Origin of the sequence: Vibrio genomosp. F10 str. ZF-129, assembly GCF_000287055.2 — a bacterium.
Classification (GTDB): Bacteria; Pseudomonadota; Gammaproteobacteria; order Enterobacterales; family Vibrionaceae; genus Vibrio.
In genome coordinates this window covers 21,876-46,898 of sequence record NZ_AJYQ02000016.1, presented here as the reverse complement: position 1 = coordinate 46,898, position 25,023 = coordinate 21,876, and the positions used below count along the sequence as shown (strand labels likewise).

Below are 25,023 nucleotides of genomic sequence, written 5' to 3'. Positions count from 1 at the left end.
TTACTCCTCAATCTTAACCATGTAGTAAACCTTGTTGATCATACCGCGTGTACACGGAGTATCTTCAAGTTCTACTGTATGGTTGATGCGACGAAGGCCTAAACCCTTTAAGCATGCTTTATGCTTAGGTAGGCGACCAATTGAGCTTTTAGTTTGAGTTACTTTAATAGTTGCCATCGTGTTCTACTCCGAAATACTTTCAACAGTTAGACCACGCTTAGCAGCAACCATTTCTGGCGACTTAACATCTACTAGACCAGCAACTGTTGCGCGAACAACGTTGATTGGGTTTGTAGAACCGTACGCTTTCGCAAGTACGTTGTGTACGCCAGCAACTTCAAGTACTGCACGCATAGCACCACCGGCGATAACACCAGTACCTTCTGCTGCAGGTTGCATGTAAACTTTAGAGCCCGAGTGACGACCTTTCACCGCGTGGTGAAGAGTGCCTTCGTTAAGTGCGATAGTAACCATGTTACGACGCGCTTTTTCCATTGCTTTTTGAATCGCAGCTGGTACTTCACGTGCTTTGCCGTAACCGAAACCAATGCGACCATTACCATCACCAACTACTGTTAGTGCTGTGAAGCTCATGATTCGACCACCTTTAACCGTTTTAGAAACACGGTTAACTGCGATCAGTTTTTCTTGCAAATCACTTGCTTGTTGTTGTTCTTTAGCCATCTTCCAACCCTACCTTAGAATTTCAGACCAGCTTCGCGAGCAGATTCTGCTAGCGCCGCTACTCGACCGTGGTATTGGAAACCAGAACGATCAAATGCAACTGAAGCTACGCCTTTCTCAAGAGCGCGCTCTGCAATAGCTTTACCTACTGCTTGTGCTGCATCGATGTTACCAGTGTTCTTAATTTGCTCACGGATCGCTTTTTCTACTGTAGACGCTGCAGCGATAACTTCAGAGCCATTAGATGCGATAACCTGAGCGTACACGTGACGAGGAGTACGGTGTACTACTAGGCGAGTTGCACCCAGTTCTGCAATCTTACGACGTGCGCGTGTAGCACGACGGATGCGAGATGCTTTCTTATCCATAGTGTTACCTTACTTCTTCTTAGCTTCTTTAGTACGCACGATTTCATCGGCGTAACGAACACCTTTGCCTTTATAAGGCTCAGGCTCACGATAAGAACGAATGTCCGCCGCAACTTGACCTACTAATTGCTTGTCGCAACCAGTAATAACGATCTCAGTTTGGCTAGGGCATTCAGCCTTAATACCTTCTGGAAGAGCATGCTCTACCGGATGGGAGAAGCCAAGGGTTAGACCTACAGCGTTGCCTTTCATAGCAGCACGGTAACCTACACCTTTAAGAGTCAGCTTCTTAGTGAAGCCTACAGTAACACCAACAACCATGTTGTTCACTAGTGCACGAGCAGTACCTGCTTGTGCCCAAGCGTTAGAAACACCTTCGCGTGGACCGAAAGTTAGGTTGTTTTCTTCCTGCGCAATAACTACAGCGTTGTTTAGAACGCGAGTTAATTCACCCTTACCACCTTTTACAGTGATTTCTTGGCCATTCAATTTCACCTCTACGCCGGTTGGAATAGCGACAGGTGCTTTAGCAACACGAGACATAGTCTACTCCTTAAGCGACGTAACAGATGATTTCACCACCAAGACCGGCTTTACGTGCAGCGCGATCAGTCATAAGACCTTTGGAAGTGGAAACGACAGCAATACCAAGTCCACCCATCACTGACGGAAGCGAGTCTTTATTCTTGTAGACGCGCAGGCCAGGACGTGAAACACGTTGGATTTGCTCAATTACTGGTTTAGCTTGGAAGTACTTAAGAGTAACTTCTAGCTCTGGTTTTACTTCGCTGTTTACAGCGAAATCAGCAACGTAACCTTCAGCTTTAAGTAGTGCAGCAATTGCAACTTTAAGCTTTGAAGAAGGCATTGTAACAGCAACTTTATTTGCTGCCTGACCGTTACGTACTCGGGTCAGCATATCCGAAATCGGATCTTGCATGCTCATAAGATTTACTCCAAATGATTAAGTGGCAATTACCAGCTAGCCTTACGAAGTCCCGGAATCTCGCCTTTCATGCAAGCTTCACGAACCTTAATACGGCTTAGACCGAACTTACGCAGGAAACCGTGTGGACGACCAGTTTGGGCGCAACGGTTTCTCTGACGAGATGCACTTGAATCACGTGGAAGAGACTGCAATTTAAGAACTGCATTCCAACGATCTTCTTCTGATGCGTTTACATCGCTAATGATAACTTTTAACGCAGAACGCTTTACAGCGAACTTTGCTACTAGTTTGGCACGTTTAGCTTCACGTGCTTTCATTGATTGTTTAGCCATAACAGTAACCCTTCACCTTACTTACGGAATGGGAAGTTAAATGCAGTCAGCAGAGCGCGCCCTTCCTCATCGGATTTAGCAGTCGTCGTGATAGTAATATCAAGACCGCGAATACGATCTACTTTATCGTAGTCGATTTCCGGGAAGATGATTTGCTCGCGAACGCCCATGCTGTAGTTACCGCGTCCGTCAAAAGACTTAGCGCTAACACCACGGAAGTCACGTACACGTGGAAGAGCAATTGAAACTAGACGCTCCAGAAACTCCCACATACGTTCGCCACGTAAGGTTACTTTACAACCAATTGGGTAGCCTTCACGAATTTTGAAACCTGCAACAGATTTACGCGCTTTAGTGATAAGTGGCTTTTGACCTGAGATCATTGCCATATCAGCAGCTGCGTTTTCAAGCAGTTTCTTATCGTTGATTGCTTCACCAACGCCCATGTTTAGGGTGATTTTATCAATCCTAGGGACTTGCATGACGCTTGAGTAGCTGAACTCTTTGGTCAGTTCAGCGACTACAGACGACTTGTAGTAATCATGCAGTTTCGCCATAGTAGAACTCCAAATTACATTCTAATTAGTTAGAAACGATTTCGCCGTTAGATTTAAAGAAACGAACTTTCTTTCCATCTTCGATACGGAAACCGATACGGTCTGCTTTACCAGTAGCCGCGTTAAAGACTGCAACGTTAGAAGCATCAATAGCTGCTTCTTGTTCAACGATGCCACCTTGTTGACCTAGAGCCGGTACAGGCTTTTGGTGTTTTTTAACAAGGTTGATACCTTCAACGATTAACTTACCAGTAACCAATACCTTAGTTACTTTACCTTTCTTGCCTTTGTCTTTCCCAGCAAGAACGATTACTTCGTCATTTTGACGGATTTTAGCTGCCATGTTGCCGCTCCTTACAGAACTTCTGGTGCAAGTGACACAATTTTCATGAATTTCGCATTACGAAGTTCACGAGTCACAGGACCAAAGATACGTGTGCCGACTGGTTGCTCAGTAGTGTCATTCAACAATACGCAAGCATTTCGGTCGAAGCGAATGACAGAACCGTCTGGACGACGAACGCCTTTACGAGTGCGCACGACCACCGCTTTCAGAACGTCACCTTTCTTAACTTTACCGCGAGGAATTGCTTCCTTAACAGTAACTTTAATGACGTCTCCGATATGTGCATAACGGCGATGTGAACCACCCAGGACCTTAATACACATTACTCTACGAGCGCCGGAATTATCCGCAGCGTCGAGTGTACTTTGCATTTGGATCATGTTAGTGCTCCGCTAAATATTAATACTAGACCCTCTCGGGTCGGGCTGCCCTATATATAAGGGACGCGAATTGTACCACCCTTTCTTTCGATTGGGTAGACAAAAAACAAGCGGCTCCAAAAATAATCTGGAGCCGCTTGATCATCAAAGAAAAATCGAAATTAACCTTTCGCTTTTTCTAAGACTGATACCAATGTCCAAGACTTAGTCTTAGACAGAGGACGACACTCAGAAATTTCAACTTTGTCGCCTAGGCCACATTCGTTGTTTTCATCGTGTGCGTGTACTTTAGTCGTACGCTTAGTGTACTTACCGTAGATAGGGTGTTTCACTGTGCGTTCGATAGCAACAACGATAGACTTGTCCATCTTATCGCTAACAACACGACCTTGCTGGGTACGTTTCTGTTCGCTCATTATGCGCCTGCCTTTTCAGTCAAAACAGTTTTCACACGTGCGATGTCACGGCGTACAGCTTTTAGAGTATGAGTTTGCTGAAGTTGACCAGTCGCAGCTTGCATGCGCAAGTTAAACTGTTCACGTAGCAATTCTAATAGCTCAGCATTAAGCTCTTCAACGTTTTTCTCGCGTAGATCTTGTGCTTTCATCACATCACCTGCTTAGTTACAAATGTAGTTTTGAACGGCAGTTTGCGAGCCGCAAGACGGAACGCTTCACGAGCCAATTCTTCAGGTACACCGTCCATTTCGTACATAACCTTTCCAGGTTGGACTTGGGCAACCCAGTATGCAACTGAACCCTTACCCTTACCTTGACGAACTTCAAGTGGTTTTTCAGTGATCGGCTTATCTGGGAACACACGGATCCAGATTTTACCTTGACGCTTAACGTGACGCGTCATTGCACGACGTGCCGCTTCAATTTGACGAGCAGTCAGACGACCACGGCCAACAGCTTTAAGACCAAATGTGCCGAAGCTTACATCTGTACCTTTAGCTAGACCACGGTTGCGACCAGTCATAACCTTGCGGAACTTAGTACGTTTAGGTTGTAGCATCTGTCGACTCCTTACTTACGGCCTTTACGCTGCTTCTTAGGCTTGTCGCCTTTTGGCTCAACAGCGTTAGCTGCTGGCATACCACCTAGAATCTCACCTTTGAAGATCCAAGTTTTAATGCCGATCACACCGTATTGGGTGTGAGCCGAAGAAGTTGCATAATCAATGTCTGCACGTAGAGTGTGTAGAGGCACGCGGCCTTCACGGTACCACTCAGAACGTGCGATTTCAGCGCCGCCAAGACGACCGCTTACTTCCACTTTGATGCCTTTAGCGCCTAGACGCATAGCATTTTGTACCGCGCGCTTCATAGCACGACGGAACATAACACGACGCTCTAGTTGAGACGCGATGCTATCACCCACAAGTTGAGCATCAAGCTCAGGCTTACGTACTTCAGCGATGTTAATTTGCGCTGGTACACCTGCGATTTTTGCTACAGCTGCGCGTAGTTTTTCTACGTCTTCACCTTTCTTACCGATAACAACACCTGGGCGAGCAGTGTGAATAGTCACACGAATACTCTTAGCAGGACGCTCGATAACGATGCGTGATAGAGATGCTTTTTTCAGCTCTTTAGTTAAGAACTGACGTACCTTGAAGTCGCCGTCTAGGTTGGCAGCGAAATCTTTGGTATTAGCAAACCATGTAGCATTCCAAGGCTTAACGATGCCAAGGCGAATGCCATTAGGATGTACTTTCTGACCCATTGCTTACTCTCCTAGTCTAGCGATCAGCTACAACAATACTGATGTGGCTTGAACGCTTCAAGATACGATCCGCACGACCTTTAGCACGAGGCATAATACGCTTCATGATAGGGCCTTCGTCTACGAAGATTTTAGCGACATTTAGATCGTCGATATCTGCACCTTCGTTGTGTTCCGCGTTAGCGATTGCTGATTCAAGAACTTTCTTAATCAGTACAGCAGCTTTTTTGTTGCTGAACGTCAAAATTTCTAGAGCCTGATCAACAGATTTACCGCGAATTTGGTCTGCAACTAAGCGAGCTTTCTGAGGCGAAATGCGAGCAAAGTTATGTTTAGCTAGTGCTTCCATCATCTACTCCTAACGCTTCTTAGCTTTCTTATCTGCAGCGTGGCCGCGATAAGTACGAGTTGGTGCGAATTCGCCCAGTTTGTGACCGATCATTTCTTCGGTAACAAATACTGGAACGTGCTGACGACCATTATGGACAGCGATGGTCAAACCAATCATTGTTGGGATGATCATTGAGCGACGGGACCAAGTCTTAATAGGCTTTTTGTCTCCGCTTTCCACCGCTTTCTCTACCTTCTTCAGCAAGTGTAGGTCAATAAAAGGACCTTTCTTGAGAGAACGTGGCATGGCGATTCCTCTTTATAGATTATTTAGTGCGACGACGTACAATGTACTTGTCGGTGCGTTTGTTTTTACGAGTCTTGAAGCCTTTGGTAGGTTGGCCCCATGGTGATACAGGGTGACGACCGCCAGATGTGCGTCCTTCACCACCACCGTGTGGGTGATCAACCGGGTTCATTACCACACCGCGAACGGTTGGACGAACACCACGCCAGCGACTAGCACCAGCTTTACCTAATTCACGTAGCATATGCTCAGAGTTACCAACTTCACCGACCGTTGCACGGCCTTCAGAAAGTACTTTGCGCATTTCGCCAGAACGTAGACGGAGAGTAACGTATGCACCGTCGCGAGCGACGATTTGAGCATAAGCACCAGCCGAACGAGCTAGCTGTGCACCTTTACCAGGCTTAAGTTCAACACAGTGTACAGTAGAACCTACTGGAATGTTGCGCAATGGCAGAGTGTTACCTGCTTTAATTGGCGCATCAGGACCTGATTGGATCTGGTCACCTGCGTTAACACCTTTAGGTGCGATAATGTAACGACGCTCACCGTCTGCGTACAGAACTAGAGCGATGTTAGCGCTACGGTTTGGATCGTATTCTAGACGCTCAACTTTCGCTGGGATACCGTCTTTAGTACGTTTGAAGTCAACTAGACGGTAATGGTGCTTATGACCACCACCGATGTGACGTACTGTAATACGACCGTTGTTATTACGACCACCATTCTTAGAGTTTTTCTCTAGAAGTGGTGCGTATGGCTTACCCTTGTGTAGGTCAGCGTTAACAACTTTAACAACGTGACGACGACCAGGGGAAGTCGGCTTACATTTAACAATAGCCATTTTTAACTACTCCTGTTACTCAGCACCGCCAACGAAGTCAAGATCTTGACCTTCGTTCAAGGTAACGTACGCTTTCTTAACGTCGCTGCGGCGACCTTGGCGTAGACCTTGACGTTTGGTCTTACCCTTAGTAATAAGAGTATTTACAGACTTAACTTCAACTTCAAATAGCTTCTCTACAGCTGCTTTGATCTCTTTCTTAGTTGCATCGATAGATACTTTGAAAACGATAGTGTTCGCTTTCTCAGCAGCCATAGTTGCTTTTTCAGAGATATGTGGAGCACGTAGAACTTTTAGTAGACGCTCTTCAGTGATCATGCTAGAAGCTCCTCAACTTGCTTAACTGCTTCAGCAGTTATTAGAACCTTGTCGAATGCGATTAGACTTGCAGGATCAATACCAGCAACATCACGTGCATCAACTTTGTACAGGTTACGAGCAGCTAAGAATAGATTCTCATCTACTTCGGCAGTCACAATTAGAACATCACTTAACTCAAGTTCATTAAGTTTAGCTACAAGTTCTTTTGTTTTTGGTGCTTCTACTGAGAAGTTATCAACAACGATTAAACGCTCTTGACGAACAAGCTCAGAAAGAATGCTTTTCATAGCACCGCGGTACATTTTCTTGTTAACTTTTTGGCTGTGATCTTGTGGTTTCGCAGCAAAAGTAACACCACCTGTACGCCAGATTGGGCTACGAATTGTACCAGCACGTGCACGGCCAGTACCTTTTTGACGCCATGGCTTAGCGCCACCGCCAGAAACTTCTGAACGCGTCTTTTGAGCACGAGTACCTTGACGAGCACCTGCTGCAAATGCAACAACTACTTGGTGAACAAGGGCTTCGTTGAACTCACGTCCGAAAGTAGTTTCGGAAACAGTTAGTGCATCAGCACCTTTAACCATCAATTCCATTACTTACTCCTAGACGTTATGCTTTAATAGCTGGTTTTACGATCACGTTGCCACCTGTTGAGCCCGGTACTGCACCTTTAATAAGGAGAAGATTGCGCTCAGCGTCAACACGTACGATCTCTAGGTTTTGAGTCGTTACACGCTCAGCACCCATGTGACCTGCCATTTTTTTGCCTTTGAATACGCGACCTGGAGTTTGACATTGGCCAATTGAACCCGGTGCACGGTGAGACAAAGAGTTACCGTGAGTCATATCTTGAGTAGAGAAATTCCAACGCTTGATAGCGCCTTGGAAGCCTTTACCTTTAGATGTACCAGTAACGTCTACTTTCTTAATTTCATTGAATAGTTCTACGTTTAGCTCAGCGCCAACTTCAAACTCTTCTCCGTTTTCTAAACGGAATTCCCAAAGACCGCGACCAGCTTCAACACCTGCTTTCGCAAAGTGACCAGCTTCTGGCTTAGATACACGGTTAGCTTTCTTAGTACCAGCAGTTACTTGGATTGCTGCGTAGCCGTCGTTCTCAATAGTACGTACTTGAGAAACACGGTTAGCTTCAACCTCAACAACAGTTACTGGGATAGAAACGCCTTCTTCGGTAAATACGCGGGTCATACCCACTTTACGTCCGACTAGACCAATCATTATTCTAATCTCCCTTAACCTAGGCTGATTTGTACATCAACGCCTGCAGCAAGATCTAAACGCATAAGAGCGTCAACAGTTTTATCTGTTGGCTCAACGATGTCGATCAAACGCTTGTGAGTACGAATTTCGTACTGGTCACGTGCATCTTTGTTGACGTGTGGAGAGATAAGAACAGTGAAACGCTCTTTACGAGTAGGTAGTGGAATAGGACCACGAACCTGTGCGCCGGTACGCTTTGCTGTTTCTACGATTTCCGCAGTAGAAGCATCGATTAGCTTGTAATCAAATGCTTTAAGGCGGATTCGAATGCGTTGGTTCTGCATGAGACAGAGCTCCAATAATTAAATATTACACAAACAATATCGCCACTCAAACTCGTTAAAACGAGAGAATGCCGATTGATTTATGTGAAACCGTAGCATCCAAGATTAGGACGCATTGTCAGTTAATTTTCGATTAGCTATCCCTATGGCTAAAGTCACCTTTAGTATAGTTATCTCGAAAGATAAATAGATAATTGTATTAACCGCGAACATAAGCTGAGTTTACATTACCTAACTTATCTGACGAAAAGTTAGCTCCTCGATGCTCATTGGTTCACAACTGGCTTAACCAGTGCGGTGCATTATACAGATCACAGTTTCACATGCAAGGGTTGTTTGAATATTAATCGAAGATGCTTAATAACAAAGAAGGAGAGAGGATAAAGAAGGATAGTCATAAGAGAAAAAGAGGTCAGAAAAGACAAACGTCCTCTCTTAATCCTCTTTTCAACTTATCTTTTTGTCTTTTACTGAATTAGGCGAGACGTTGTCTTACCGCCTCAAATAGGCAAATACCAGAAGCTACAGATACGTTCAAGCTTGATACGCTGCCCGCCATCGGGATTTTTATCAAATCATCGCAGGTTTCACGAGTCAGTCGGCGCATGCCGTCACCTTCGGCTCCCATCACGATCGCTAATGAACCAGAAGAGAGATTAGCTTGATAGATATTGTGTGTCGCTTCGCCTGCCGTTCCCACAAACCATACGCCTTTTTCTTGTAGAGCACGCATTGTACGAGCCAAGTTGGTCACTCTTACTAGCGGTACGGTTTCAGCAGCACCACAAGCCACTTTACTCACCGTCGCAGTTAACGGTGATGAACGGTCTTTCGGCACAATAACCGCAGCAACACCAGCCGCATCCGCATTTCTTAAGCAAGCACCTAGATTATGCGGATCCGTCACACCATCGAGAACCAACAGCAAAGGTTGCTCATGTTGTTCCAATATGGCTTCAAGGTCATTTTCATTTAGCTGCTTGGCGGCTTTCACTTTTGCGATTAACCCTTGATGATTCGCACCTTGTGCTTTGTCATCCAGCGCTTTACGGCCCATTTGCTGAATCGACACACCACACACTTGCAGCTCTTGTAGCAAAGGCATGACACGATCATCCTGACGCCCCTTTAGTACATACGCTTCTATCAGCCTTGCAGGGTCTTTTTCTAGCACCGCTTTCACAGCGTGAATGCCATAAATAAATTCGTTACTCATTCTATAATCCAGTCATTACTGCTTTGCACTAGGTTTACTAGAGCTTGTGCGTGGTTTCTTTTTACGGCCTTTTGAGGCTTTTTTCTTACTTGTGCCTTTCTTTGGCTTATCTTCATGACTGCCATCAGGGCGCTTAGTCGGTTCAACCAGAGGTTTAGCAGCAGAACCTTTATTTCTGTCTGTTCGACCTTTTGTTGACGCTCGTCGTTTATTTTTGGCTTTTTCTTGCGCTTCCGCTGCACGTTTCTTAGTTGTCTTGCCTTTTCCGCGAACTTTTCTTTCGGTTCCAACCAGTTCAAAATCAATTTGGCGGCTGTCTAGGTTAACGGCTTTTACCGTGACTTTGACTGAATCCCCTAACCGATAGGTCATTCCACCACTTTCCCCCACAAGGCGCTGCCCCATAGGATCAAACTGGTAATAGTCGTTGGCCAGTGATGAGATGTGAACTAACCCATCAATGTGTAACTCGGTTAAGCGAACAAAGAATCCAAAGCCGGTGACATTGGCGATAACGCCATCCATTTCCTCGCCAACATGGTCTTGCATGTATTCACACTTAAGCCAGTCATTGACTTCACGCGTCGCATCATCTGCCCGTCGTTCTGTCATTGAGCACTGTTCACCGTAAAAGTCCATATCATCAAATGAGTAATGATAACCGCCCGTTGGTGTCCAACGATCAGTATTACGTCCTTCGCCTTTAGCGATAAGGTATTTGATTGCTCGATGTAAAAGCAAATCAGGGTAGCGACGAATTGGTGAGGTAAAGTGGGCATAACGCTTTAGTGCTAAACCAAAGTGCCCACAGTTATCGGCGTTATACACGGCTTGCTTCATTGAACGCAACAGCATGGTTTGAATCAGCTCTTTATCTTCTCGCTCTGATATTTGGTGCATCAGTTGAGCGTAATCCGTTGGCGATGGCGATAACCCCCCTTCCAATGTTAAGCCCAATTCAGCCAAGAAACTCTTAAACCCCGTGAGTCTTTCTTCCCCTGGAGTTTCATGTATTCGATACAGAGCCGCTTCTTTTGCTTTTTCAACCAAAGAGGCTGAAGCGATATTGGCTAAAATCATGCATTCTTCGATGATTTTATGGGCATCGTTGCGAATCACAGGTTCAATACGATCAATCTTACGATCCGCATTGAAGATAAATTTAGTTTCAACCGTTTCAAATTCAATCGCACCACGCTTGTCACGCGTTTGCTTTAGAATTTTATACATTTTATGAAGTTCTTCTAAATGAGGAACTTCTTTTTCGTATCGCTGACGAAGCTCTTCATCGCCATCTAAAATCGACCCTACTTTGTTGTAAGTCAGTCGAGCATGAGAATTCATTACCGCTTCATAATGCTTGTAACCCGACAGCTTACCACTTGCCGAGATCGTCATTTCACAAACCATACATAAGCGGTCAACTTGCGGGTTCAATGAGCACAATCCGTTGGACAGCACTTCAGGCAGCATAGGAACGACTTGCGAAGGGAAGTAAACCGAGTTGCCTCGATTGATCGCTTCTTTGTCTAGTGCGGTGTCGGTACGAACGTAATAGCTCACATCAGCAATCGCGACCCAAAGACGCCATCCTCCACCTTTTTTGGCTTCACAGTAGACAGCATCATCAAAGTCACGCGCGTCTTCACCATCAATGGTGACTAAAGGAAGATCTCGAAGATCGACACGACCTTCCTTGGCTTCTTCTGGTACATGTTCGCCCAGATTAGCAATTTGTTTATCGACAGCCTCTGGCCATTCATTCGGTATTTGGTGGGTGCGGATGGCGATTTGCGTTTCCATACCTGGTGCCATATTTTCACCAAGAACCTCGGTCACTTTCCCCATCATACCGCGGCTTTTTGTACCACGGTCTGTCAGCTCAATCACGACGACATTCCCCATTCGAGCGCCACCTTTATGCTCATTTGGGATCAAGATGTCTTGGGTAATACGTGAATCGTCAGTCACGACAAAAGAGTGGCCGTATTCAAGGAAGAATCGTCCAACCAGGGGTGTTTTGCGTTCCTCTAATACTCGAACTAAACGCCCCTCTTTGCGACCGCGCTTATCGGTACCAGCAGGTTGTACTAAAACTAAATCACCGTGAATAATGCTGCGCATTTGGTGATGAGGTAGCAGCACATCGTTGTCTTTACCTATGCTCCCCTCAGGGCGTACCCAACCAAAACCATCTTTGTGCCCAATAACCAGGCCTTTTACCAGTTCCAGTTTTTCAGGTAATGCGTAGCATTGACGACGGGTAAAGATAAGTTGACCATCTCGCTCCATTGCTCGAAGACGACGACGCAAACCTTCGTATTGCTCTTCTCCTTGCAACTTTAATGCTTCAAATAGGTCGTTACGGTTCATTGGTACATTAGCCGCTCTCAGGAATTCAATGATGAACTCTCTGCTCGGAACGGGATTTTCGTAATTTTTGGATTCACGATCCGCAAAGGGATCGATATTCACTTTATCTGACATAGACTCGCCTACTGAAGCAAGGAGGGATAACTCTAAGTATATCTGAGTCCTCGATTAAGCTACAGAATTGCTTTTAAGATTAAGAAACAAAATGCCTAGCAGAAGCTAGGCATTAACAAATAAAACTCAGTGACTATTACCAGAATGTATCGCGCCGTTTGGCTCTAGCGATGATATTCTCTGGCATGCGGTTTTCCAGACCTTGTCTTAACACCGATATACGCCGATGCGTTCGTTGGTCTGCGCTGATCGAGTTATAAAGCCATCGATACGCATCTTCATAGTCGAGAGGGCTGCCATAGTCACGTAAAAGTAACTCGGCCAAATGAATGCGAGCGTTTAAATTGCCCATAGCGGCGGCTTCACGCAAATAAGGAATCGCTCGTTCTTTATCTTGCTGTACCAACGTACCACGAGAATAATAACGACCGAGCTGTTCAAGGGCCGAAGGCAAACCTTGATGGGCCGCATTTTCCATATAGTAAATGCCTAATTCAACGTCTTGCTCAACACAAACGCCCCACGCCAGCATGTCACCATACAGGAATTCGTAAGAAGGCAAACTAATACGAGTCGCTCGAGCAACGATATCTTCCACTAACTGGCATTTATCGGCTTTGACTCGTTCTAGATGCTTATTTTGTTCGATCAGTTTAATTAATTCAGCTTCAGTATAAATGGGAATAGGCTCACCCACTTCCGCCACTTTTGCATGACTCAATGATGAACTTAGTACCACGATTAACGAAGCTGCCACTATTCGTAGCTTCATATCTGCACTCTTTATCAAATTCCGAACGCCCCATCAGTATAGTGAACTTTCACATTGGGGGCATGGGCTTGATTTATGTATCGGCAACAGAGATAAACTCTTTAGACAAAACTTGCCTAGCTCGGCAACTTCTTGCCACTGATGAACAAAATAACATCAAACGGAACATAAAAAAACCGACCATTTAGGCCGGTTTTTGCAATTACTTATATTTCAACCATTTCGCTTTAGCATTAAGCGCTAAATGGGTGAACCTTAATAATTGTTTCATTACGATCTGGACCCGTTGATACAATATCAATCGGAACACCGGTCAGTTCTTCAATACGGCTGATGTAATCTAGAGCAGCTTTTGGAAGCGCATCGATAGATTGAGCACCAAACGTATTCTCAGACCAGCCTGGCATTGTTTCGTAGATTGGCGTTGCTTCTTCAAATGACTCAGCAGCCATTGGAGAAACTTCCATGATAGAGCCGTCTTTCATCTTGTAACCAGTACAGATTTTCAACTCTTCTAGGCCATCAAGTACGTCTAGTTTAGTGAGGCACATACCCGAAAGAGAGTTGATCTGGATAGCACGACGCATTGCAACGGCATCAAACCAACCAGTACGGCGTAGACGACCTGTTGTCGCGCCAAATTCATGACCAACATCACCCAAGTGCTTGCCGACTGGGTCTTGCTTATCAAGGCCATCGTAAAGCTCTGTTGGGAATGGACCAGAACCTACACGAGTACAGTAAGCTTTAGTAATACCTAGAATGTAACCGATGTGACGTGGGCCAAAACCAGAACCCGCGGAAACACCACCAGCAGTCGTGTTTGAAGAGGTTACGTATGGGTAAGTACCGTGGTCGATATCAAGTAAAGTGCCTTGTGCGCCTTCAAACATGATCTTATCACCGCGTTTGCGCGCCGCATCAAGTTCATCAGTTACATCAATAACCATTGACGTTAGCATGTCAGCATAGCCCATCGCTTGCTCTAGAACTTCTTCATAGCTAACTGGGTCAACTTTGTAGAAATGCTCAAGTTGGAAGTTATGGAATTCCATCACTTTCTTTAATTTTTCAGCAAATGCAGCTTTATCGAAAAGGTCACCAACGCGAAGACCGCGACGAGCAACTTTATCTTCGTATGCTGGACCAATACCGCGGCCAGTTGTGCCAATCGCTTTTTTGCCAAGAGCGATTTCACGCGCCTGATCAATAGCAATATGATAAGGAAGAATGAGTGGACAAGCTTCAGAAATGAATAGACGTTCCATTACCGGAATGCCGCGCTCTTCTAGAGGTTTCATTTCTTTAAGAAGTGCTTCAGGCGATAATACAACTCCGTTACCGATAACACATTTTACGTTATCACGAAGGATGCCTGATGGAATTAAGTGAAGAACGGTTTTCTCACCGTCAATGACTAGAGTGTGACCTGCATTGTGACCGCCTTGGTAGCGAACAACATACTTTGCATCTTCAGTTAAAAGGTCAACTATTTTGCCTTTACCTTCGTCACCCCATTGGGTGCCTAGAACGACTACGTTATTTCCCATCTTTCCAGTTCTGTTAGTTGTTAAAAATGGATTCTAGCATCGAATCACACTTCTTGCAGTCATTTTTTAATCATAACTATTCAATGTCACACTAACTGACTGAGCTATTTGAGAAACAAGCTAGGGAGTGCTGATGTGAATACTAGCTCTGTTGCAGATGTATTTTTTCGCGTAGAAATACGTTTATACATCAGAGTTCAGTAACCTAATTCTACCTCAAAAAAAAGCGCCAATCTTAATCAGGTTAGCGCTTTTTGCTTAGTCTCGACCATTGCGTTATAGGCAAACGCTATCGACCAAACGAATTAATGTGAGCTGCAATTACCGCTTCCGCAGCAACCGTCTTTTTCTTTTTTCTCGCCATGACCTTCACCGCCACAACAACCACCTTCATGGTCATGATCGTGATGGTGACCGCCACAACCGCCTTCTTTATGAACATGGCCATGCTCAAGCTCTTCTGCCGTTGCTTCACGAACAGCAATAACTTCAACGTCAAATGTTAGAGTCTGACCCGCAAGCATATGGTTACCGTCTACCACAACTTCATCACCATCGACTTCTGTCACTTCGACAGGGATTGGGCCTTGATCGGTATCCGCAAGAAAACGCATGCCAACTTCAATTTCTTCGACGCCTTGGAAGACATCAGCAGGAACACGTTGAACAAGCTCGTCACTGTGCTCACCGTAGCCATCTTCAGGAGAGATTGTCGCAGAGAACTTGTCGCCAGCTACCTTACCTTCTAGTTTGCTTTCTAGACCTGTAATCAGATTGTTGTGACCATGAAGATAATCAAGAGGCGCATCAGCCGTTGATTGATCAACAACAGCACCTTCAACTTTCACTTCATATGCCAAGCTAACGACAACGTTCTTTTCAATTTTCATATTTGCTCCAAGGCAGTTAAAGCTTGAGACACTCCCCAAGCAAAAATTCAGGACTTGAGTTTCCCCAAATCAGTTGGCTATATTATGGGGATCAAATAAAGAAACTCAATTATTCCGGCTTAAAAATCCCAATCATTTCCTGTGACGCATGTTCACTAGAATCTACAGATTTCGGTTTACGCTGATCCACATGCTGACACTCAACACACTCAACCATTTCAATGTTGTTCTCTATCCACCAACGCAAAGCATCTGGCGCTTGACACTTCGGACAGCTTGCGCCTGCTATAAAGCGTTTTTTTGCTTTCTTTTCAATATTACTCACAATCACTCCTTTGGTATCTGGGGTTTCACACCACCAGCATGACTACTTATCCCAATAATTATGAGATTGACTATCGTTATCCATTTCTCGGCCAAAGATCTCTTCCAACTCTTTGCGTGCTTCTTTTGCTCTTAACGCGAGTTGTTTGTCTTGTTTATGCTGAGGTAATAACTCTTTTAACATTGTGTTATCCAGCTTTCTAAAGTGCGCTTCCGCTCGTTTTGCTTGATATGGATGCATCCCTAGTTCCATCAATGCCTGTTTGCCAAGATCTAATGCACCTAGAAAGGTCTCACGCGAATACTTATCGACGCCATGATTGAGCAATTGATACGCTTCAACCCGGCTGCGCGCACGGGCCAATATTTTTAGCTTTGGAAAGTGCTGTTTACACAAGTCTACGATTTTAATGATTTCATCTGGCGTATCGGTGCATATGACGATCGCTTCGGCTTTGTCTGCCCCCGCAGCACGCAATAAATCGAGCTGAGTGGCATCACCATAAAAGACTTTATAGCCAAACTTTCTCAATAACTGAATTTGGCTTGCGTCACTTTCTAACACGGTAATCTTGATTTTATTGGCGTACATCAATCGCCCAACAACCTGACCAAATCGACCAAAACCGGCAATGATGACTCTCGGTTCTTTATTGATGATATCGGATGGGATCCCACTCGACTCTTGCGCATTTAAAAATTTGGCAAACCACTTTGCTTGAACCATCAACAAAATGGGCGTCGTGACCATAGATAGACTCACGACAACCAACAAGAACGACAGTTGATCGGCACTCAGAAGGCCTTCGGCGGTAGCGGCAGTAAAAATAACAAACGCAAACTCACCACCTTGACTAAGAATCGCGGACATTTTACTGCGAGCTTTAGCGCGAATACCAAAGAAGCGGGCGAGCAGATAAAGCACCCAACCTTTAACAAAGACAAGTCCGGCAACCGCTAACAACACTTTCATCGGCTCTAACGCCAACAAACCCAGATTGGCAGCCATTCCTACCGAAATAAAGAACAGACCGAGTAGTAAACCTTTAAAAGGCTCAATGGCGATTTCTAGCTCGTGGCGATATTCACTTTCGGCTAAAAGTACCCCAGCAAGGAACGTTCCTAATGCCATCGATAAGCCCAGTTGTTTCATGGTCAGCGCAATACCGATGACCAATAATAGCGCAGCAATGGTAAAGACCTCTCGGACACCACTCAACACAACATATCGAAACAAAGGACGAAGCAGAAAATGGCCGCCAATGAGCAATCCCGCAACGCCACCGAGCATCCAGATGGCATCTAGCCAGTTCCCTGCTGTGTTCCCTGCCAGAATCGGCAGTATCGCTAACATAGGAATGACCGCGACATCTTGAAACAGTAACACCGCAAAACCTGACTGGCCTGTTTCTCCGCCGGCTAAACCACGTTCTTCTATTACCCTCAGTGCGATGGCCGTAGAAGAGAGCGCGAGCCCCATACCGATGACAAGACTGGCCTGCCAACTTAGATCAAACACACTAACGATAGCTGAGATAATGACTGTGGTAATCACCACCTGAGCGCCCCCTAAACCTAAAATTGGCCCTCGCATTTGCCATAGCTTTTTCGGGTTCAACTCCAAACCGATGAGAAACAACAATAGAACAACACCAAACTCAGCAAAGTGCAAAATAGCGTCCACATCACTGATTAACCCCAGCCCCCAAGGACCGATTGCGACACCCGCGATCAAGTACCCCAAAACAGAACCCAAACCCACTCGTTGCGCTAGCGGTACAGCAACGACAGCCGCGGTAAGGAAAATGACACTGCTTTGCAAAAAATCATACTCAATTGCCATGCTGGTCTCCTTGCGTGCCATTCTGGTCTATTTGATCAGATTCTACCGTGACGTCGAATGCGGTGATTGGAGATTGTAACCATTGACGATATAAATCAGCATGCTGGTAACGTTCTGCATCCGTCACGTTTCTCGACCAATACAGCACCAAGGGTTCAACCCAAGTCATACGACACAGCGACGCCATTAACTCAAAAGGTTGTAAAATTTGTTCTAATGGGTACTTGTTGTAACCTTTCTCACAAAACGCCTCAGCATTCCCCCCGGTGGTGATCACATTGCGCCAAATCTTATTTTCTAATTGACATGTATCACCAAAAGCAAACCCCTTACTCAATACTCGATCAAACCACTCTTTAAGCAGTGATGGGCAAGAGTACATATAAAGAGGGTGTTGAAACACAATGACATCATGCTCTAGCAAAAGCTGGTGCTCGAAAGCAACATCAATAAAAAAGTCGGGGTAATGGGCATAGAGATCACGAATCGTCACATGCTCAAGGGATTCGATTTTTTTTAGCATCACTTGGTTAGCGATTGAGTTATTAGGCTCAGGGTGAGCGTAAATCACTAATACTTTGAGAGGTTTTTGATTTGAGCTATTGAGTTCCGTCATTTCGCAAGCAATCATCCTAGCATGTTGTAAAGTTGTTATTCTTTTTTAGCATCATAACCCAATTTGTATAATGATCGACATTTATCCTTATTAGACCTACTATTTGTCGCCATAAATGCCACCACGTGCAAGTTAATATTTTATGATTATCTTTTCTGACATTCAGTTACTTAGAGGCGGAAAGCCTCTCTTAGAACAAGCCTCTGCCACAATCCACCCTGGTGACAAGGTGGGATTAGTCGGTAAAAACGGCTGCGGAAAATCCACACTTTTTGCTCTACTCAAAGATGAGCTGTCTATCGATGCTGGATCATTTAGCCAACCTTCTCATTGGGAGTTAGCCTGGGTAGCACAAGAAACACCGGCACTTGAACGTGGTGCGCTTGAGTATGTGATTGATGGTGATCGTGAATATCGTGCACTAGAACAAGCACTGTTAGATGCAGAAGCCGCTGATAATGGAACTCTGGTAGCAGAACTGCACGGAAAAATTGAAACCATTGGTGGTTATACCATTAATTCAAGAGCCGCTGAGCTTCTGGATGGATTGGGCTTTAGCCAGGAGCAAATGAGTTGGAGTTTGACCCAATTCTCGGGGGGGTGGCGAATGCGCCTCAACCTTGCTCAAGCGCTTCTTTGTCGCTCTGATTTATTACTTCTCGATGAGCCCACCAACCACTTAGATTTAGATGCGGTTATGTGGCTTGAGCGCTGGCTACAAAGCTACCCTGGCACCTTGATTCTTATTTCCCATGACCGAGATTTCCTAGACCCGATCGTTGGCCGAATCGTACATGTAGAAAACCAACAGCTTAACGAATACACCGGTAACTACTCTTCTTTTGAAACACAACGAGCGCAAAAGCTGATTTTACAGCAAGCGATGTTCCAAAAGCAGCAGAAACAAATGACGCATATGCAAAGCTATATTGATCGCTTTCGATACAAAGCGTCGAAAGCACGACAAGCTCAAAGTCGAATTAAAGCGTTAGAGAAAATGGAAAAAGTGCTGCCCGCGCAATTTGATAACCCATTCAGTTTTGAATTTAAAGAGCCAGCCGCCCTACCTAATCCAATCATGATGATGGATGATGTCAGTACAGGGTACGATAACACTCTGATCTTAGAAAAAATCCGTCTCAATCTTGTTCCCGGTAGTCGTATCGGTCTTTTAGGGCGCAATGGGGCAGGTAAATCAACCTTAATCAAACTCCTCTCTGGTGAATTAAAGCCTCAATCAGGTGATTTAGGGTATTCTCAAGGCGTTAAAATTGGTTACTTTGCTCAGCATCAACTCGAAACCTTACATCCTGATGAAACGCCGTTACAGCATATGATGCAGATAGCGCCTGGTAAGACCGAGCAGCAACTGCGCGATTACCTAGGTAGCTTTGGTTTCCAGGGCGAAAAGGCACTGGATAAAGTGGCGCCCTTTTCTGGCGGAGAAAAAGCACGCCTTGTTCTCGCTCTCGTTGTGTGGCAAAAACCGAATCTATTGCTACTCGATGAACCGACCAACCACCTTGATTTGGATATGCGCCAAGCTCTGACGTTTGCCCTGCAGACCTTTGAAGGGGCCATGGTGATTGTCAGTCACGATCGTTACTTACTTCGAGCGACAACTGACGATCTGTATTTGGTCCACGATCGCCAGGTCGCCCCTTTTGATGGTGATCTTAGTGATTACTATAAGTGGCTCACTGAACAACAGAAAATTGAACGTAAAGAAGCGCAAGCAGACTTACCAGAGAAAAGCAGCAGCAATAGTGCTGCCGGGAAAAAAGAGCAAAAGCGTCGTGATGCAGAATTTAGAAAACTGACCTCGCCACTAAGAAAAAACCTCACGAAGTTAGAGAAGAGTATGGATAAGCTCAATGAAGCGATTGCCATTGCTGAGCAGCATTTGTCAGACACTTCTCTTTATGATGCTGAAAATAAAGCTAAGCTTAATGAAGTACTCGCACTTCAGGCAACCAGTAAATCTCAACTCGAACAGGTTGAAATGGAGTGGATGACCGAGCAAGAAGCTCTAGAACAGATGGAAGAGGAATATAACCAGTAATGACTCAAACACGCGCAAATATCTCCTTAACACTTGAAAGGCTGTGGCAGTTTAGTCTTCAGTACTATAGTGTGCATGAGGTTAAGCAGGCGTGTTTAGAGCTTCAAAATCAGTTCCATGGCAACGTCAATTTATTGCTACTTCTGAAATGGTTAGATGAACAAAACGTCAGTTTTCAAGATGAAGACTGGCACAAAGTTGAAGAGTGTCTTGGGCGCTCAGAGGCCTTGCTTCATAGCTACCGAGAGCTAAGGCGGAAACTCAAACGCCATGTTCCCGATACGCTTTATCGCGAATCGTTGCAATTTGAGCTTCAACTAGAAAAACAACAACAATCTGATCTCGTTGATTGCATTAATGGGATTCCTTTGAACCATTGCGAGCACCAATCACTCACGCAACGCTACTGCCGTCAACTGGGTGGTGAGCACCTATACCAAGCTTTTTCAGCTCCAGCGCCTTGCGACAAACACTAACGGTCCACTATGACTCAATTTCATCCAGCTACGGGAATAAAAAACCCGCATCTACAAACCATTGTGCCACGCTTCATACGTAAAAATGCCTTATTTGAACCTGTCTGGCAGACGCTAGACACGCCAGATGGTGATTTTGTTGACCTAGCCTGGAGTGAAGACCCGCTATCAGAGAGTGCCATACAAAAGCCCATTTTTGTGCTATTTCACGGATTAGAGGGCAGCTTTTATAGCCCATACGCCAATGGATTAATGCAAGCTTTTGCCAAGCAAGGGTGGCTTTCGGTTATGATGCACTTTCGCGGTTGCAGTGGAAAACCGAATAACCTCGCACGAGCGTATCATTCTGGCGAAATAGAAGACGCTCGGTTTTTTCTGAATTACCTAAACATGCGTTTTCCTACCAATACGAAAGTGTCCGTCGGTATCTCACTGGGTGGCAACATGTTGGTCAACTATCTTGCTCACTACAAAGACAATCCATTGTTGGATGCGGCGACCATAGTGTCCGCACCACTGGATCTATCAGCATGTTCTGAGCGAATTGAGCAAGGGTTTTCAAAAGTATATCGGCGTTATTTAGTCTCTTCTTTGAAAAAAAGCGCTCTGCACAAACACCGCCTGCTTAAAGGTGAGCTTGGGCTTTCTTATCAACGTATTAAGCGCATCTCCAAGTTGTATGAATTTGATGAGCTGATTACTGCGCCCTTACATGGTTTTGAAAGTGCGCAGAGCTATTATCAACGTTGCTCTGGTATTCATCGATTACAAGAGATCACCTTACCCTTGCAGATCATTCATGCCAAAGACGATCCCTTTATGACCCAGGCGGTGATACCAAGTTTCATTTTACCCGATAACATCGACTACCAGTTGTTGGAGCATGGCGGCCATGTTGGGTTTATCTCAGGGAGTTTAACGAAGCCAAATTTCTGGTTAGAACACGTTCTCCCCGATTATTACGAAACATTAAAGCACGCACCATCCAATCAAAACCACGAATAGGCCACTATGATCATTCCTTGGCAGCAAATAGAAAACGATACTTTAGAAAACCTTATTAAGGAGTTTGTCCTTCGTGAAGGAACCGATTACGGAGAGATTGAATGCTCTTTGCAAGATAAAGTTGAACAGGTAAAAACGTTACTTAAAAGTGGCGATGCGACGGTTGTGTTCTCAGAGTTGCATGAAACAGTCGACATAAAAATGCGTGAATCGCTATAGCCTTCTCGCTTTTCGTTTCACTCACCTTACTGGCGTAGACCTTTCCATTTGGCATGCTATAGTGAAACGCTAACGTTAAGATTTATTGAATACTCAACAAGTAAGTTACATTTACGACAAGGTTAGTCATGTCAGCAAAACATCCTATTATCGCGGTAACGGGCTCTTCTGGAGCAGGAACCACCACCACATCAGAAGCGTTTCGCAAAATGTTCAATATGATGAACGTGAAACCAGCTTGGGTGGAAGGTGACAGTTTTCATCGCTTCACTCGACCAGAAATGGATGTGGAGATTCGAAAGTCCAGAGAACAAGGTAAACACATCAGTTACTTTGGCCCGCTGGCCAACGACTTTCCTACCCTAGAGGAATTTTTCCGTACTTACGGTAACGAAGGAACTGGGCAGGTACGACGTTACCTTCATACCTTCGATGAAGCGGTGCCCTATAACCAAATGCCCGGCACCTTCACACCGTGGCAAGATTTGCCTCAAGACTCAGATGTGCTGTTTTACGAAGGACTGCATGGTGGCGTTGTCGACGGGGATGTCAATGTTGCCCAACATGTTGATCTACTCATAGGCATGGTGCCGATTGTGAATTTAGAGTGGATTCAAAAGTTTGTTCGAGACACGCGAGACCGTGGCCATTCACGTGAAGCCGTCATGGATTCGATTGTGCGATCTATGGATGATTACCTAAATTATATTACCCCTCAGTTTTCTCGCACTCATATTAACTTTCAGCGCGTTCCTACAGTTGATACATCAAACCCACTTAACGCAAAAGGCATCCCAAGTCTGGATGAAAGTTTTGTCGTCATTCGTTTACGTGGCATAAAGAACGTCGACTTCCCATACCTCCTCGCTATGATTGATGGCTCATTCATGTCACGACACAATACATTGGTGGTACCAGGTGGGAAGATGAGCTTTGCGATGGAACTGATTGCAAGACCAATCCTACAGCAGCTGATCGAAACCGGGAAAATTGGATAAACGCTCATCAAAGAAGTCGATTACTTTTCATACCGTGATCATGTGCACATTTTTGCGTAAAATAACCGCGCACAGAAGCGATTAAAATCAAGAAATTTGAAGTAAAAAAGGATACTATTCTTAACCGAGATACTAGATAGCTTGTAGCATGAATAACGTGCTCTTATCCTAAGCAGGCTTATTTTAGGCTAGCTGACTGTATGGAAAGCGACAAGCACACCGCGGAAAGCGACAAGCACACCTTCAGAGGAAGTGAGATATTATGGTTTTAGGTAAACCTCAAACAGATCCAACACTAGAGTGGTTTCTTTCACACTGTCATATTCATAAGTACCCTTCAAAAAGCACGCTAATTCACGCCGGTGAAAAAGCCGAAACGTTGTACTACATCGTTAAAGGTTCTGTAGCGGTACTGATCAAGGATGAAGAAGGTAAGGAAATGATTCTTTCTTACCTAAACCAAGGTGATTTTATTGGCGAGCTAGGCTTGTTTGAAGAAGATCAAGAGCGTACTGCATGGGTTCGTGCTAAATCTCCTTGTGAAGTTGCTGAGATTTCTTTCAAGAAATTCCGTCAACTTATCCAAGTTAACCCAGACATTCTAATGCGTCTTTCATCACAAATGGCTAACCGTCTACAAGTGACAAGCCAAAAAGTGGGTGATTTAGCCTTCCTAGATGTGACTGGCCGTATTGCACAAACGCTTCTTAACCTAGCAAAACAACCTGATGCAATGACTCACCCTGACGGCATGCAGATTAAGATCACTCGTCAAGAGATTGGTCAAATCGTTGGCTGTTCTCGTGAGACCGTTGGTCGTATCTTGAAGATGCTAGAAGAACAGAACCTAATTTCTGCACACGGTAAAACTATCGTTGTATACGGAACTCGTTAATTTCTAATGATTAGAAATTGATAAAAATTAGAAAGCCACCCTCAGTAATTTGGGTGGCTTTTTTATGTCTATCGTTTTTTATATTGTCGACCACAAATCAAAACGAAAAACGGTTCTATTGGCTATTAGTACTTTTCACTTAGCTATTATAATACTTTGTACTTAGCTATCAGTACTTTCAAAAATCTTATCGGCTGAAGCTGCCACAAAACCCGTGTAAAGTTCACCATTTGCCATCGGATAACGCTTGGCAAACTCGTAAAAGCCACCTGGGATCGATTTAGTGCCATCGCTAAATGTCACCTCGACCTTATCGGCCATCGTCGAAGACTGCTCAAGCAACACCTCTGGTGAGCCTTTCACTTCGCCACCCGATTCATTTATCTTAAAACCCGCTTGGCGAAGATGATCGTTGACGTCTTTCACTTCTGAAAATTGATTGAGTTGATTCACACTCACAGTAAAGTGATTGGCCCCATAACCATGGGCCGCTAGCCATGCTGCATATTCACTCTCGCCGGCTAATGTTTGATAATCAGTATCACTTAGATCCCAAAGACGCCCACCAAACAAGAATTCATGACCTTTCAGCTTACTGTGATCCACTTGCTCAACAAGCTTAGCAACGATCTGTTGTAACTCACTTGAACACTCATCCACTTTAAGCTCACTAATAAACACTTTCGGTTGCTTCGGGTCAGGGTGTTCATAGTGTTTCGCGACGAGTTTTTTACTCTCGAACTCATAGTCACCGCATGCCACGTACCCAACATCCAAAAATGGCTTCGCTAACGTAGCAATACCAAGACGAGAAGAATTGAAGGTCCTCAAGGCGATATGGTCATTAATCAAAACGTCCTCTTCGCGCAGCAATTTATGCACAATCTCAGCCGATGGGCACAGACGCTCAATATAATCATTCCATAAAGCCGTAAATAAAGTATCCGGTGTCATAAC

Annotated in this window: 35 protein-coding genes; 6 read left to right on the top strand and 29 right to left on the bottom strand. The window is 44.9% G+C overall.

Features of this window, described 5'->3' with window-relative positions:
* From rpmD to kefG, 28 genes are all read right to left on the bottom strand, one after another.
* Positions 1 to 177, bottom strand: coding sequence for a 50S ribosomal protein L30 (gene rpmD, locus A1QO_RS02505; protein ID WP_017036066.1), 177 nt, complete (start codon positions 175 to 177; stop codon positions 1 to 3).
* Positions 178 to 183: 6 nt separating this feature from the next.
* Positions 184 to 684 carry a 30S ribosomal protein S5 gene (rpsE, locus tag A1QO_RS02500; protein WP_017036067.1) on the bottom strand — a complete coding sequence of 167 codons (501 nt, stop codon included), beginning with the start codon at positions 682 to 684 and terminating at the stop codon, positions 184 to 186.
* A gap of 14 nt (positions 685 to 698) precedes the next feature.
* A complete protein-coding gene (gene rplR / locus A1QO_RS02495) occupies positions 699 to 1,052 on the bottom strand; it encodes a 50S ribosomal protein L18 (RefSeq protein ID WP_017036068.1) in 354 nt (117 codons plus the stop codon).
* Between the two features lie 9 nt (positions 1,053 to 1,061).
* Positions 1,062 to 1,595, bottom strand: coding sequence for a 50S ribosomal protein L6 (rplF, locus tag A1QO_RS02490; RefSeq protein ID WP_017036069.1), 534 nt, complete (start codon positions 1,593 to 1,595; stop codon positions 1,062 to 1,064).
* Positions 1,596 to 1,605: 10 nt separating this feature from the next.
* Positions 1,606 to 1,998 (bottom strand): 30S ribosomal protein S8, encoded by a 393-nt coding sequence (rpsH, locus tag A1QO_RS02485; protein WP_017036070.1) that lies wholly within the window; start codon positions 1,996 to 1,998, stop codon positions 1,606 to 1,608.
* A gap of 29 nt (positions 1,999 to 2,027) precedes the next feature.
* Entirely contained in the window at positions 2,028 to 2,333 is a 306-nt protein-coding gene (gene rpsN / locus A1QO_RS02480) for a 30S ribosomal protein S14 (protein ID WP_017036071.1), read from the bottom strand.
* Positions 2,334 to 2,350: 17 nt separating this feature from the next.
* Entirely contained in the window at positions 2,351 to 2,890 is a 540-nt protein-coding gene (gene rplE / locus A1QO_RS02475; protein ID WP_017036072.1) for a 50S ribosomal protein L5, read from the bottom strand.
* Between the two features lie 25 nt (positions 2,891 to 2,915).
* On the bottom strand, positions 2,916 to 3,233 hold the full coding sequence (gene rplX / locus A1QO_RS02470) for a 50S ribosomal protein L24 (RefSeq protein ID WP_017036073.1): 318 nt from the start codon (positions 3,231 to 3,233) through the stop codon (positions 2,916 to 2,918).
* Positions 3,234 to 3,244: 11 nt separating this feature from the next.
* Positions 3,245 to 3,616, bottom strand: coding sequence for a 50S ribosomal protein L14 (rplN, locus tag A1QO_RS02465; RefSeq protein ID WP_017036074.1), 372 nt, complete (start codon positions 3,614 to 3,616; stop codon positions 3,245 to 3,247).
* 161 nt (positions 3,617 to 3,777) lie between these two features.
* Positions 3,778 to 4,032: a 30S ribosomal protein S17 gene (rpsQ, locus tag A1QO_RS02460; protein ID WP_017036075.1), complete on the bottom strand. Its 255-nt coding sequence runs from the start codon at positions 4,030 to 4,032 to the stop codon at positions 3,778 to 3,780.
* The gene (rpmC, locus tag A1QO_RS02455; RefSeq protein ID WP_017036076.1) at positions 4,032 to 4,223 is read right to left on the bottom strand and encodes a 50S ribosomal protein L29; all 192 of its coding nucleotides are present in this window, start codon (positions 4,221 to 4,223) and stop codon (positions 4,032 to 4,034) included. Before rpmC ends, rpsQ begins: the two co-directional genes overlap by 1 nt.
* The gene (gene rplP / locus A1QO_RS02450; protein WP_017036077.1) at positions 4,223 to 4,633 is read right to left on the bottom strand and encodes a 50S ribosomal protein L16; all 411 of its coding nucleotides are present in this window, start codon (positions 4,631 to 4,633) and stop codon (positions 4,223 to 4,225) included. The genes rpmC and rplP overlap by 1 nt, the downstream gene beginning before the upstream one ends.
* Before the next feature lie 11 nt (positions 4,634 to 4,644).
* On the bottom strand, positions 4,645 to 5,343 hold the full coding sequence (gene rpsC, locus A1QO_RS02445; RefSeq protein WP_017036078.1) for a 30S ribosomal protein S3: 699 nt from the start codon (positions 5,341 to 5,343) through the stop codon (positions 4,645 to 4,647).
* Between the two features lie 16 nt (positions 5,344 to 5,359).
* Positions 5,360 to 5,692, bottom strand: a complete 333-nt coding sequence (gene rplV, locus A1QO_RS02440) for a 50S ribosomal protein L22 (protein ID WP_026026743.1) — start codon at positions 5,690 to 5,692, stop codon at positions 5,360 to 5,362.
* A gap of 9 nt (positions 5,693 to 5,701) precedes the next feature.
* Complete coding sequence (gene rpsS, locus A1QO_RS02435) at positions 5,702 to 5,980, bottom strand: 30S ribosomal protein S19 (protein ID WP_005435078.1); 279 nt, start codon at positions 5,978 to 5,980, stop codon at positions 5,702 to 5,704.
* Between the two features lie 19 nt (positions 5,981 to 5,999).
* Positions 6,000 to 6,824: a 50S ribosomal protein L2 gene (rplB, locus tag A1QO_RS02430; protein WP_017036080.1), complete on the bottom strand. Its 825-nt coding sequence runs from the start codon at positions 6,822 to 6,824 to the stop codon at positions 6,000 to 6,002.
* Positions 6,825 to 6,839: 15 nt separating this feature from the next.
* Positions 6,840 to 7,142: a 50S ribosomal protein L23 gene (gene rplW / locus A1QO_RS02425; protein ID WP_017036081.1), complete on the bottom strand. Its 303-nt coding sequence runs from the start codon at positions 7,140 to 7,142 to the stop codon at positions 6,840 to 6,842.
* The gene (gene rplD / locus A1QO_RS02420; protein WP_017036082.1) at positions 7,139 to 7,741 is read right to left on the bottom strand and encodes a 50S ribosomal protein L4; all 603 of its coding nucleotides are present in this window, start codon (positions 7,739 to 7,741) and stop codon (positions 7,139 to 7,141) included. Before rplD ends, rplW begins: the two co-directional genes overlap by 4 nt.
* Before the next feature lie 16 nt (positions 7,742 to 7,757).
* Positions 7,758 to 8,387, bottom strand: coding sequence for a 50S ribosomal protein L3 (rplC, locus tag A1QO_RS02415; RefSeq protein ID WP_017036083.1), 630 nt, complete (start codon positions 8,385 to 8,387; stop codon positions 7,758 to 7,760).
* A 14-nt stretch (positions 8,388 to 8,401) separates the two neighbouring features.
* Positions 8,402 to 8,713 (bottom strand): 30S ribosomal protein S10, encoded by a 312-nt coding sequence (gene rpsJ / locus A1QO_RS02410; protein ID WP_001181007.1) that lies wholly within the window; start codon positions 8,711 to 8,713, stop codon positions 8,402 to 8,404.
* Positions 8,714 to 9,188: 475 nt separating this feature from the next.
* Positions 9,189 to 9,929, bottom strand: coding sequence for a 23S rRNA (guanosine(2251)-2'-O)-methyltransferase RlmB (gene rlmB, locus A1QO_RS02405; RefSeq protein WP_017036084.1), 741 nt, complete (start codon positions 9,927 to 9,929; stop codon positions 9,189 to 9,191).
* 15 nt (positions 9,930 to 9,944) lie between these two features.
* A complete protein-coding gene (gene rnr / locus A1QO_RS02400) occupies positions 9,945 to 12,416 on the bottom strand; it encodes a ribonuclease R (protein WP_017038804.1) in 2,472 nt (823 codons plus the stop codon).
* A gap of 136 nt (positions 12,417 to 12,552) precedes the next feature.
* Complete coding sequence (motX, locus tag A1QO_RS02395) at positions 12,553 to 13,188, bottom strand: flagellar protein MotX (protein WP_017036086.1); 636 nt, start codon at positions 13,186 to 13,188, stop codon at positions 12,553 to 12,555.
* Positions 13,189 to 13,421: 233 nt separating this feature from the next.
* Positions 13,422 to 14,738, bottom strand: coding sequence for an adenylosuccinate synthase (locus A1QO_RS02390; RefSeq protein ID WP_017036087.1), 1,317 nt, complete (start codon positions 14,736 to 14,738; stop codon positions 13,422 to 13,424).
* Between the two features lie 305 nt (positions 14,739 to 15,043).
* On the bottom strand, positions 15,044 to 15,628 hold the full coding sequence (gene slyD, locus A1QO_RS02385; RefSeq protein WP_017036088.1) for a peptidylprolyl isomerase: 585 nt from the start codon (positions 15,626 to 15,628) through the stop codon (positions 15,044 to 15,046).
* A gap of 109 nt (positions 15,629 to 15,737) precedes the next feature.
* On the bottom strand, positions 15,738 to 15,944 hold the full coding sequence (locus A1QO_RS02380; RefSeq protein ID WP_170746597.1) for a YheV family putative zinc ribbon protein: 207 nt from the start codon (positions 15,942 to 15,944) through the stop codon (positions 15,738 to 15,740).
* Positions 15,945 to 15,995: 51 nt separating this feature from the next.
* Positions 15,996 to 17,795: a glutathione-regulated potassium-efflux system protein KefB gene (gene kefB, locus A1QO_RS02375; protein ID WP_017038803.1), complete on the bottom strand. Its 1,800-nt coding sequence runs from the start codon at positions 17,793 to 17,795 to the stop codon at positions 15,996 to 15,998.
* On the bottom strand, positions 17,785 to 18,411 hold the full coding sequence (gene kefG / locus A1QO_RS02370; protein WP_198926677.1) for a glutathione-regulated potassium-efflux system ancillary protein KefG: 627 nt from the start codon (positions 18,409 to 18,411) through the stop codon (positions 17,785 to 17,787). The genes kefB and kefG overlap by 11 nt, the downstream gene beginning before the upstream one ends.
* 142 nt (positions 18,412 to 18,553) lie before the next feature.
* Between kefG and A1QO_RS02365 the strand changes: the two genes are divergently transcribed.
* The 6 genes from A1QO_RS02365 to crp all read left to right on the top strand — a co-directional run bounded on the left by A1QO_RS02365 (position 18,554) and on the right by crp (position 24,066).
* Positions 18,554 to 20,473, top strand: coding sequence for an ABC transporter ATP-binding protein (locus A1QO_RS02365; RefSeq protein WP_017039281.1), 1,920 nt, complete (start codon positions 18,554 to 18,556; stop codon positions 20,471 to 20,473).
* Positions 20,473 to 20,949, top strand: a complete 477-nt coding sequence (locus A1QO_RS02360) for a TIGR02444 family protein (RefSeq protein ID WP_017036093.1) — start codon at positions 20,473 to 20,475, stop codon at positions 20,947 to 20,949. The genes A1QO_RS02365 and A1QO_RS02360 overlap by 1 nt, the downstream gene beginning before the upstream one ends.
* Before the next feature lie 9 nt (positions 20,950 to 20,958).
* The gene (locus A1QO_RS02355) at positions 20,959 to 21,954 is read left to right on the top strand and encodes a hydrolase (protein WP_017036094.1); all 996 of its coding nucleotides are present in this window, start codon (positions 20,959 to 20,961) and stop codon (positions 21,952 to 21,954) included.
* Between the two features lie 6 nt (positions 21,955 to 21,960).
* The gene (locus A1QO_RS02350) at positions 21,961 to 22,173 is read left to right on the top strand and encodes a YheU family protein (protein ID WP_017036095.1); all 213 of its coding nucleotides are present in this window, start codon (positions 21,961 to 21,963) and stop codon (positions 22,171 to 22,173) included.
* A gap of 128 nt (positions 22,174 to 22,301) precedes the next feature.
* The gene (locus tag A1QO_RS02345; RefSeq protein ID WP_017036096.1) at positions 22,302 to 23,171 is read left to right on the top strand and encodes a phosphoribulokinase; all 870 of its coding nucleotides are present in this window, start codon (positions 22,302 to 22,304) and stop codon (positions 23,169 to 23,171) included.
* Between the two features lie 262 nt (positions 23,172 to 23,433).
* Complete coding sequence (crp, locus tag A1QO_RS02340; RefSeq protein ID WP_017036097.1) at positions 23,434 to 24,066, top strand: cAMP-activated global transcriptional regulator CRP; 633 nt, start codon at positions 23,434 to 23,436, stop codon at positions 24,064 to 24,066.
* A gap of 162 nt (positions 24,067 to 24,228) precedes the next feature.
* Here crp and A1QO_RS02335 read toward each other — a convergent pair whose 3' ends face one another.
* Positions 24,229 to 25,020, bottom strand: a complete 792-nt coding sequence (locus A1QO_RS02335; RefSeq protein WP_017039282.1) for a DUF1338 domain-containing protein — start codon at positions 25,018 to 25,020, stop codon at positions 24,229 to 24,231.
* Positions 25,021 to 25,023 lie beyond the last annotated feature (3 nt).

What these genes read in the sequence shown, in the direction of transcription:
- rpmD (WP_017036066.1), bottom strand. Translation starts at nt 177, where the DNA reads ATGGCAACTATTAAAGTAACTCAAACTAAAAGCTCAATTGGTCGCCTA.
- rpsE (WP_017036067.1), bottom strand. Translation starts at nt 684, where the DNA reads ATGGCTAAAGAACAACAACAAGCAAGTGATTTGCAAGAAAAACTGATC.
- rplR (WP_017036068.1), bottom strand. Translation starts at nt 1,052, where the DNA reads ATGGATAAGAAAGCATCTCGCATCCGTCGTGCTACACGCGCACGTCGT.
- rplF (WP_017036069.1), bottom strand. Translation starts at nt 1,595, where the DNA reads ATGTCTCGTGTTGCTAAAGCACCTGTCGCTATTCCAACCGGCGTAGAG.
- rpsH (WP_017036070.1), bottom strand. Translation starts at nt 1,998, where the DNA reads ATGAGCATGCAAGATCCGATTTCGGATATGCTGACCCGAGTACGTAAC.
- rpsN (WP_017036071.1), bottom strand. Translation starts at nt 2,333, where the DNA reads ATGGCTAAACAATCAATGAAAGCACGTGAAGCTAAACGTGCCAAACTA.
- rplE (WP_017036072.1), bottom strand. Translation starts at nt 2,890, where the DNA reads ATGGCGAAACTGCATGATTACTACAAGTCGTCTGTAGTCGCTGAACTG.
- rplX (WP_017036073.1), bottom strand. Translation starts at nt 3,233, where the DNA reads ATGGCAGCTAAAATCCGTCAAAATGACGAAGTAATCGTTCTTGCTGGG.
- rplN (WP_017036074.1), bottom strand. Translation starts at nt 3,616, where the DNA reads ATGATCCAAATGCAAAGTACACTCGACGCTGCGGATAATTCCGGCGCT.
- rpsQ (WP_017036075.1), bottom strand. Translation starts at nt 4,032, where the DNA reads ATGAGCGAACAGAAACGTACCCAGCAAGGTCGTGTTGTTAGCGATAAG.
- rpmC (WP_017036076.1), bottom strand. Translation starts at nt 4,223, where the DNA reads ATGAAAGCACAAGATCTACGCGAGAAAAACGTTGAAGAGCTTAATGCT.
- rplP (WP_017036077.1), bottom strand. Translation starts at nt 4,633, where the DNA reads ATGCTACAACCTAAACGTACTAAGTTCCGCAAGGTTATGACTGGTCGC.
- rpsC (WP_017036078.1), bottom strand. Translation starts at nt 5,343, where the DNA reads ATGGGTCAGAAAGTACATCCTAATGGCATTCGCCTTGGCATCGTTAAG.
- rplV (WP_026026743.1), bottom strand. Translation starts at nt 5,692, where the DNA reads ATGGAAGCACTAGCTAAACATAACTTTGCTCGCATTTCGCCTCAGAAA.
- rpsS (WP_005435078.1), bottom strand. Translation starts at nt 5,980, where the DNA reads ATGCCACGTTCTCTCAAGAAAGGTCCTTTTATTGACCTACACTTGCTG.
- rplB (WP_017036080.1), bottom strand. Translation starts at nt 6,824, where the DNA reads ATGGCTATTGTTAAATGTAAGCCGACTTCCCCTGGTCGTCGTCACGTT.
- rplW (WP_017036081.1), bottom strand. Translation starts at nt 7,142, where the DNA reads ATGATCACTGAAGAGCGTCTACTAAAAGTTCTACGTGCTCCACATATC.
- rplD (WP_017036082.1), bottom strand. Translation starts at nt 7,741, where the DNA reads ATGGAATTGATGGTTAAAGGTGCTGATGCACTAACTGTTTCCGAAACT.
- rplC (WP_017036083.1), bottom strand. Translation starts at nt 8,387, where the DNA reads ATGATTGGTCTAGTCGGACGTAAAGTGGGTATGACCCGCGTATTTACC.
- rpsJ (WP_001181007.1), bottom strand. Translation starts at nt 8,713, where the DNA reads ATGCAGAACCAACGCATTCGAATCCGCCTTAAAGCATTTGATTACAAG.
- rlmB (WP_017036084.1), bottom strand. Translation starts at nt 9,929, where the DNA reads ATGAGTAACGAATTTATTTATGGCATTCACGCTGTGAAAGCGGTGCTA.
- rnr (WP_017038804.1), bottom strand. Translation starts at nt 12,416, where the DNA reads ATGTCAGATAAAGTGAATATCGATCCCTTTGCGGATCGTGAATCCAAA.
- motX (WP_017036086.1), bottom strand. Translation starts at nt 13,188, where the DNA reads ATGAAGCTACGAATAGTGGCAGCTTCGTTAATCGTGGTACTAAGTTCA.
- A1QO_RS02390 (WP_017036087.1), bottom strand. Translation starts at nt 14,738, where the DNA reads ATGGGAAATAACGTAGTCGTTCTAGGCACCCAATGGGGTGACGAAGGT.
- slyD (WP_017036088.1), bottom strand. Translation starts at nt 15,628, where the DNA reads ATGAAAATTGAAAAGAACGTTGTCGTTAGCTTGGCATATGAAGTGAAA.
- kefB (WP_017038803.1), bottom strand. Translation starts at nt 17,795, where the DNA reads ATGGCAATTGAGTATGATTTTTTGCAAAGCAGTGTCATTTTCCTTACC.
- kefG (WP_198926677.1), bottom strand. Translation starts at nt 18,411, where the DNA reads ATGACGGAACTCAATAGCTCAAATCAAAAACCTCTCAAAGTATTAGTG.
- A1QO_RS02365 (WP_017039281.1), top strand. Translation starts at nt 18,554, where the DNA reads ATGATTATCTTTTCTGACATTCAGTTACTTAGAGGCGGAAAGCCTCTC.
- A1QO_RS02360 (WP_017036093.1), top strand. Translation starts at nt 20,473, where the DNA reads ATGACTCAAACACGCGCAAATATCTCCTTAACACTTGAAAGGCTGTGG.
- A1QO_RS02355 (WP_017036094.1), top strand. Translation starts at nt 20,959, where the DNA reads ATGACTCAATTTCATCCAGCTACGGGAATAAAAAACCCGCATCTACAA.
- A1QO_RS02350 (WP_017036095.1), top strand. Translation starts at nt 21,961, where the DNA reads ATGATCATTCCTTGGCAGCAAATAGAAAACGATACTTTAGAAAACCTT.
- A1QO_RS02345 (WP_017036096.1), top strand. Translation starts at nt 22,302, where the DNA reads ATGTCAGCAAAACATCCTATTATCGCGGTAACGGGCTCTTCTGGAGCA.
- crp (WP_017036097.1), top strand. Translation starts at nt 23,434, where the DNA reads ATGGTTTTAGGTAAACCTCAAACAGATCCAACACTAGAGTGGTTTCTT.
- A1QO_RS02335 (WP_017039282.1), bottom strand. Translation starts at nt 25,020, where the DNA reads ATGACACCGGATACTTTATTTACGGCTTTATGGAATGATTATATTGAG.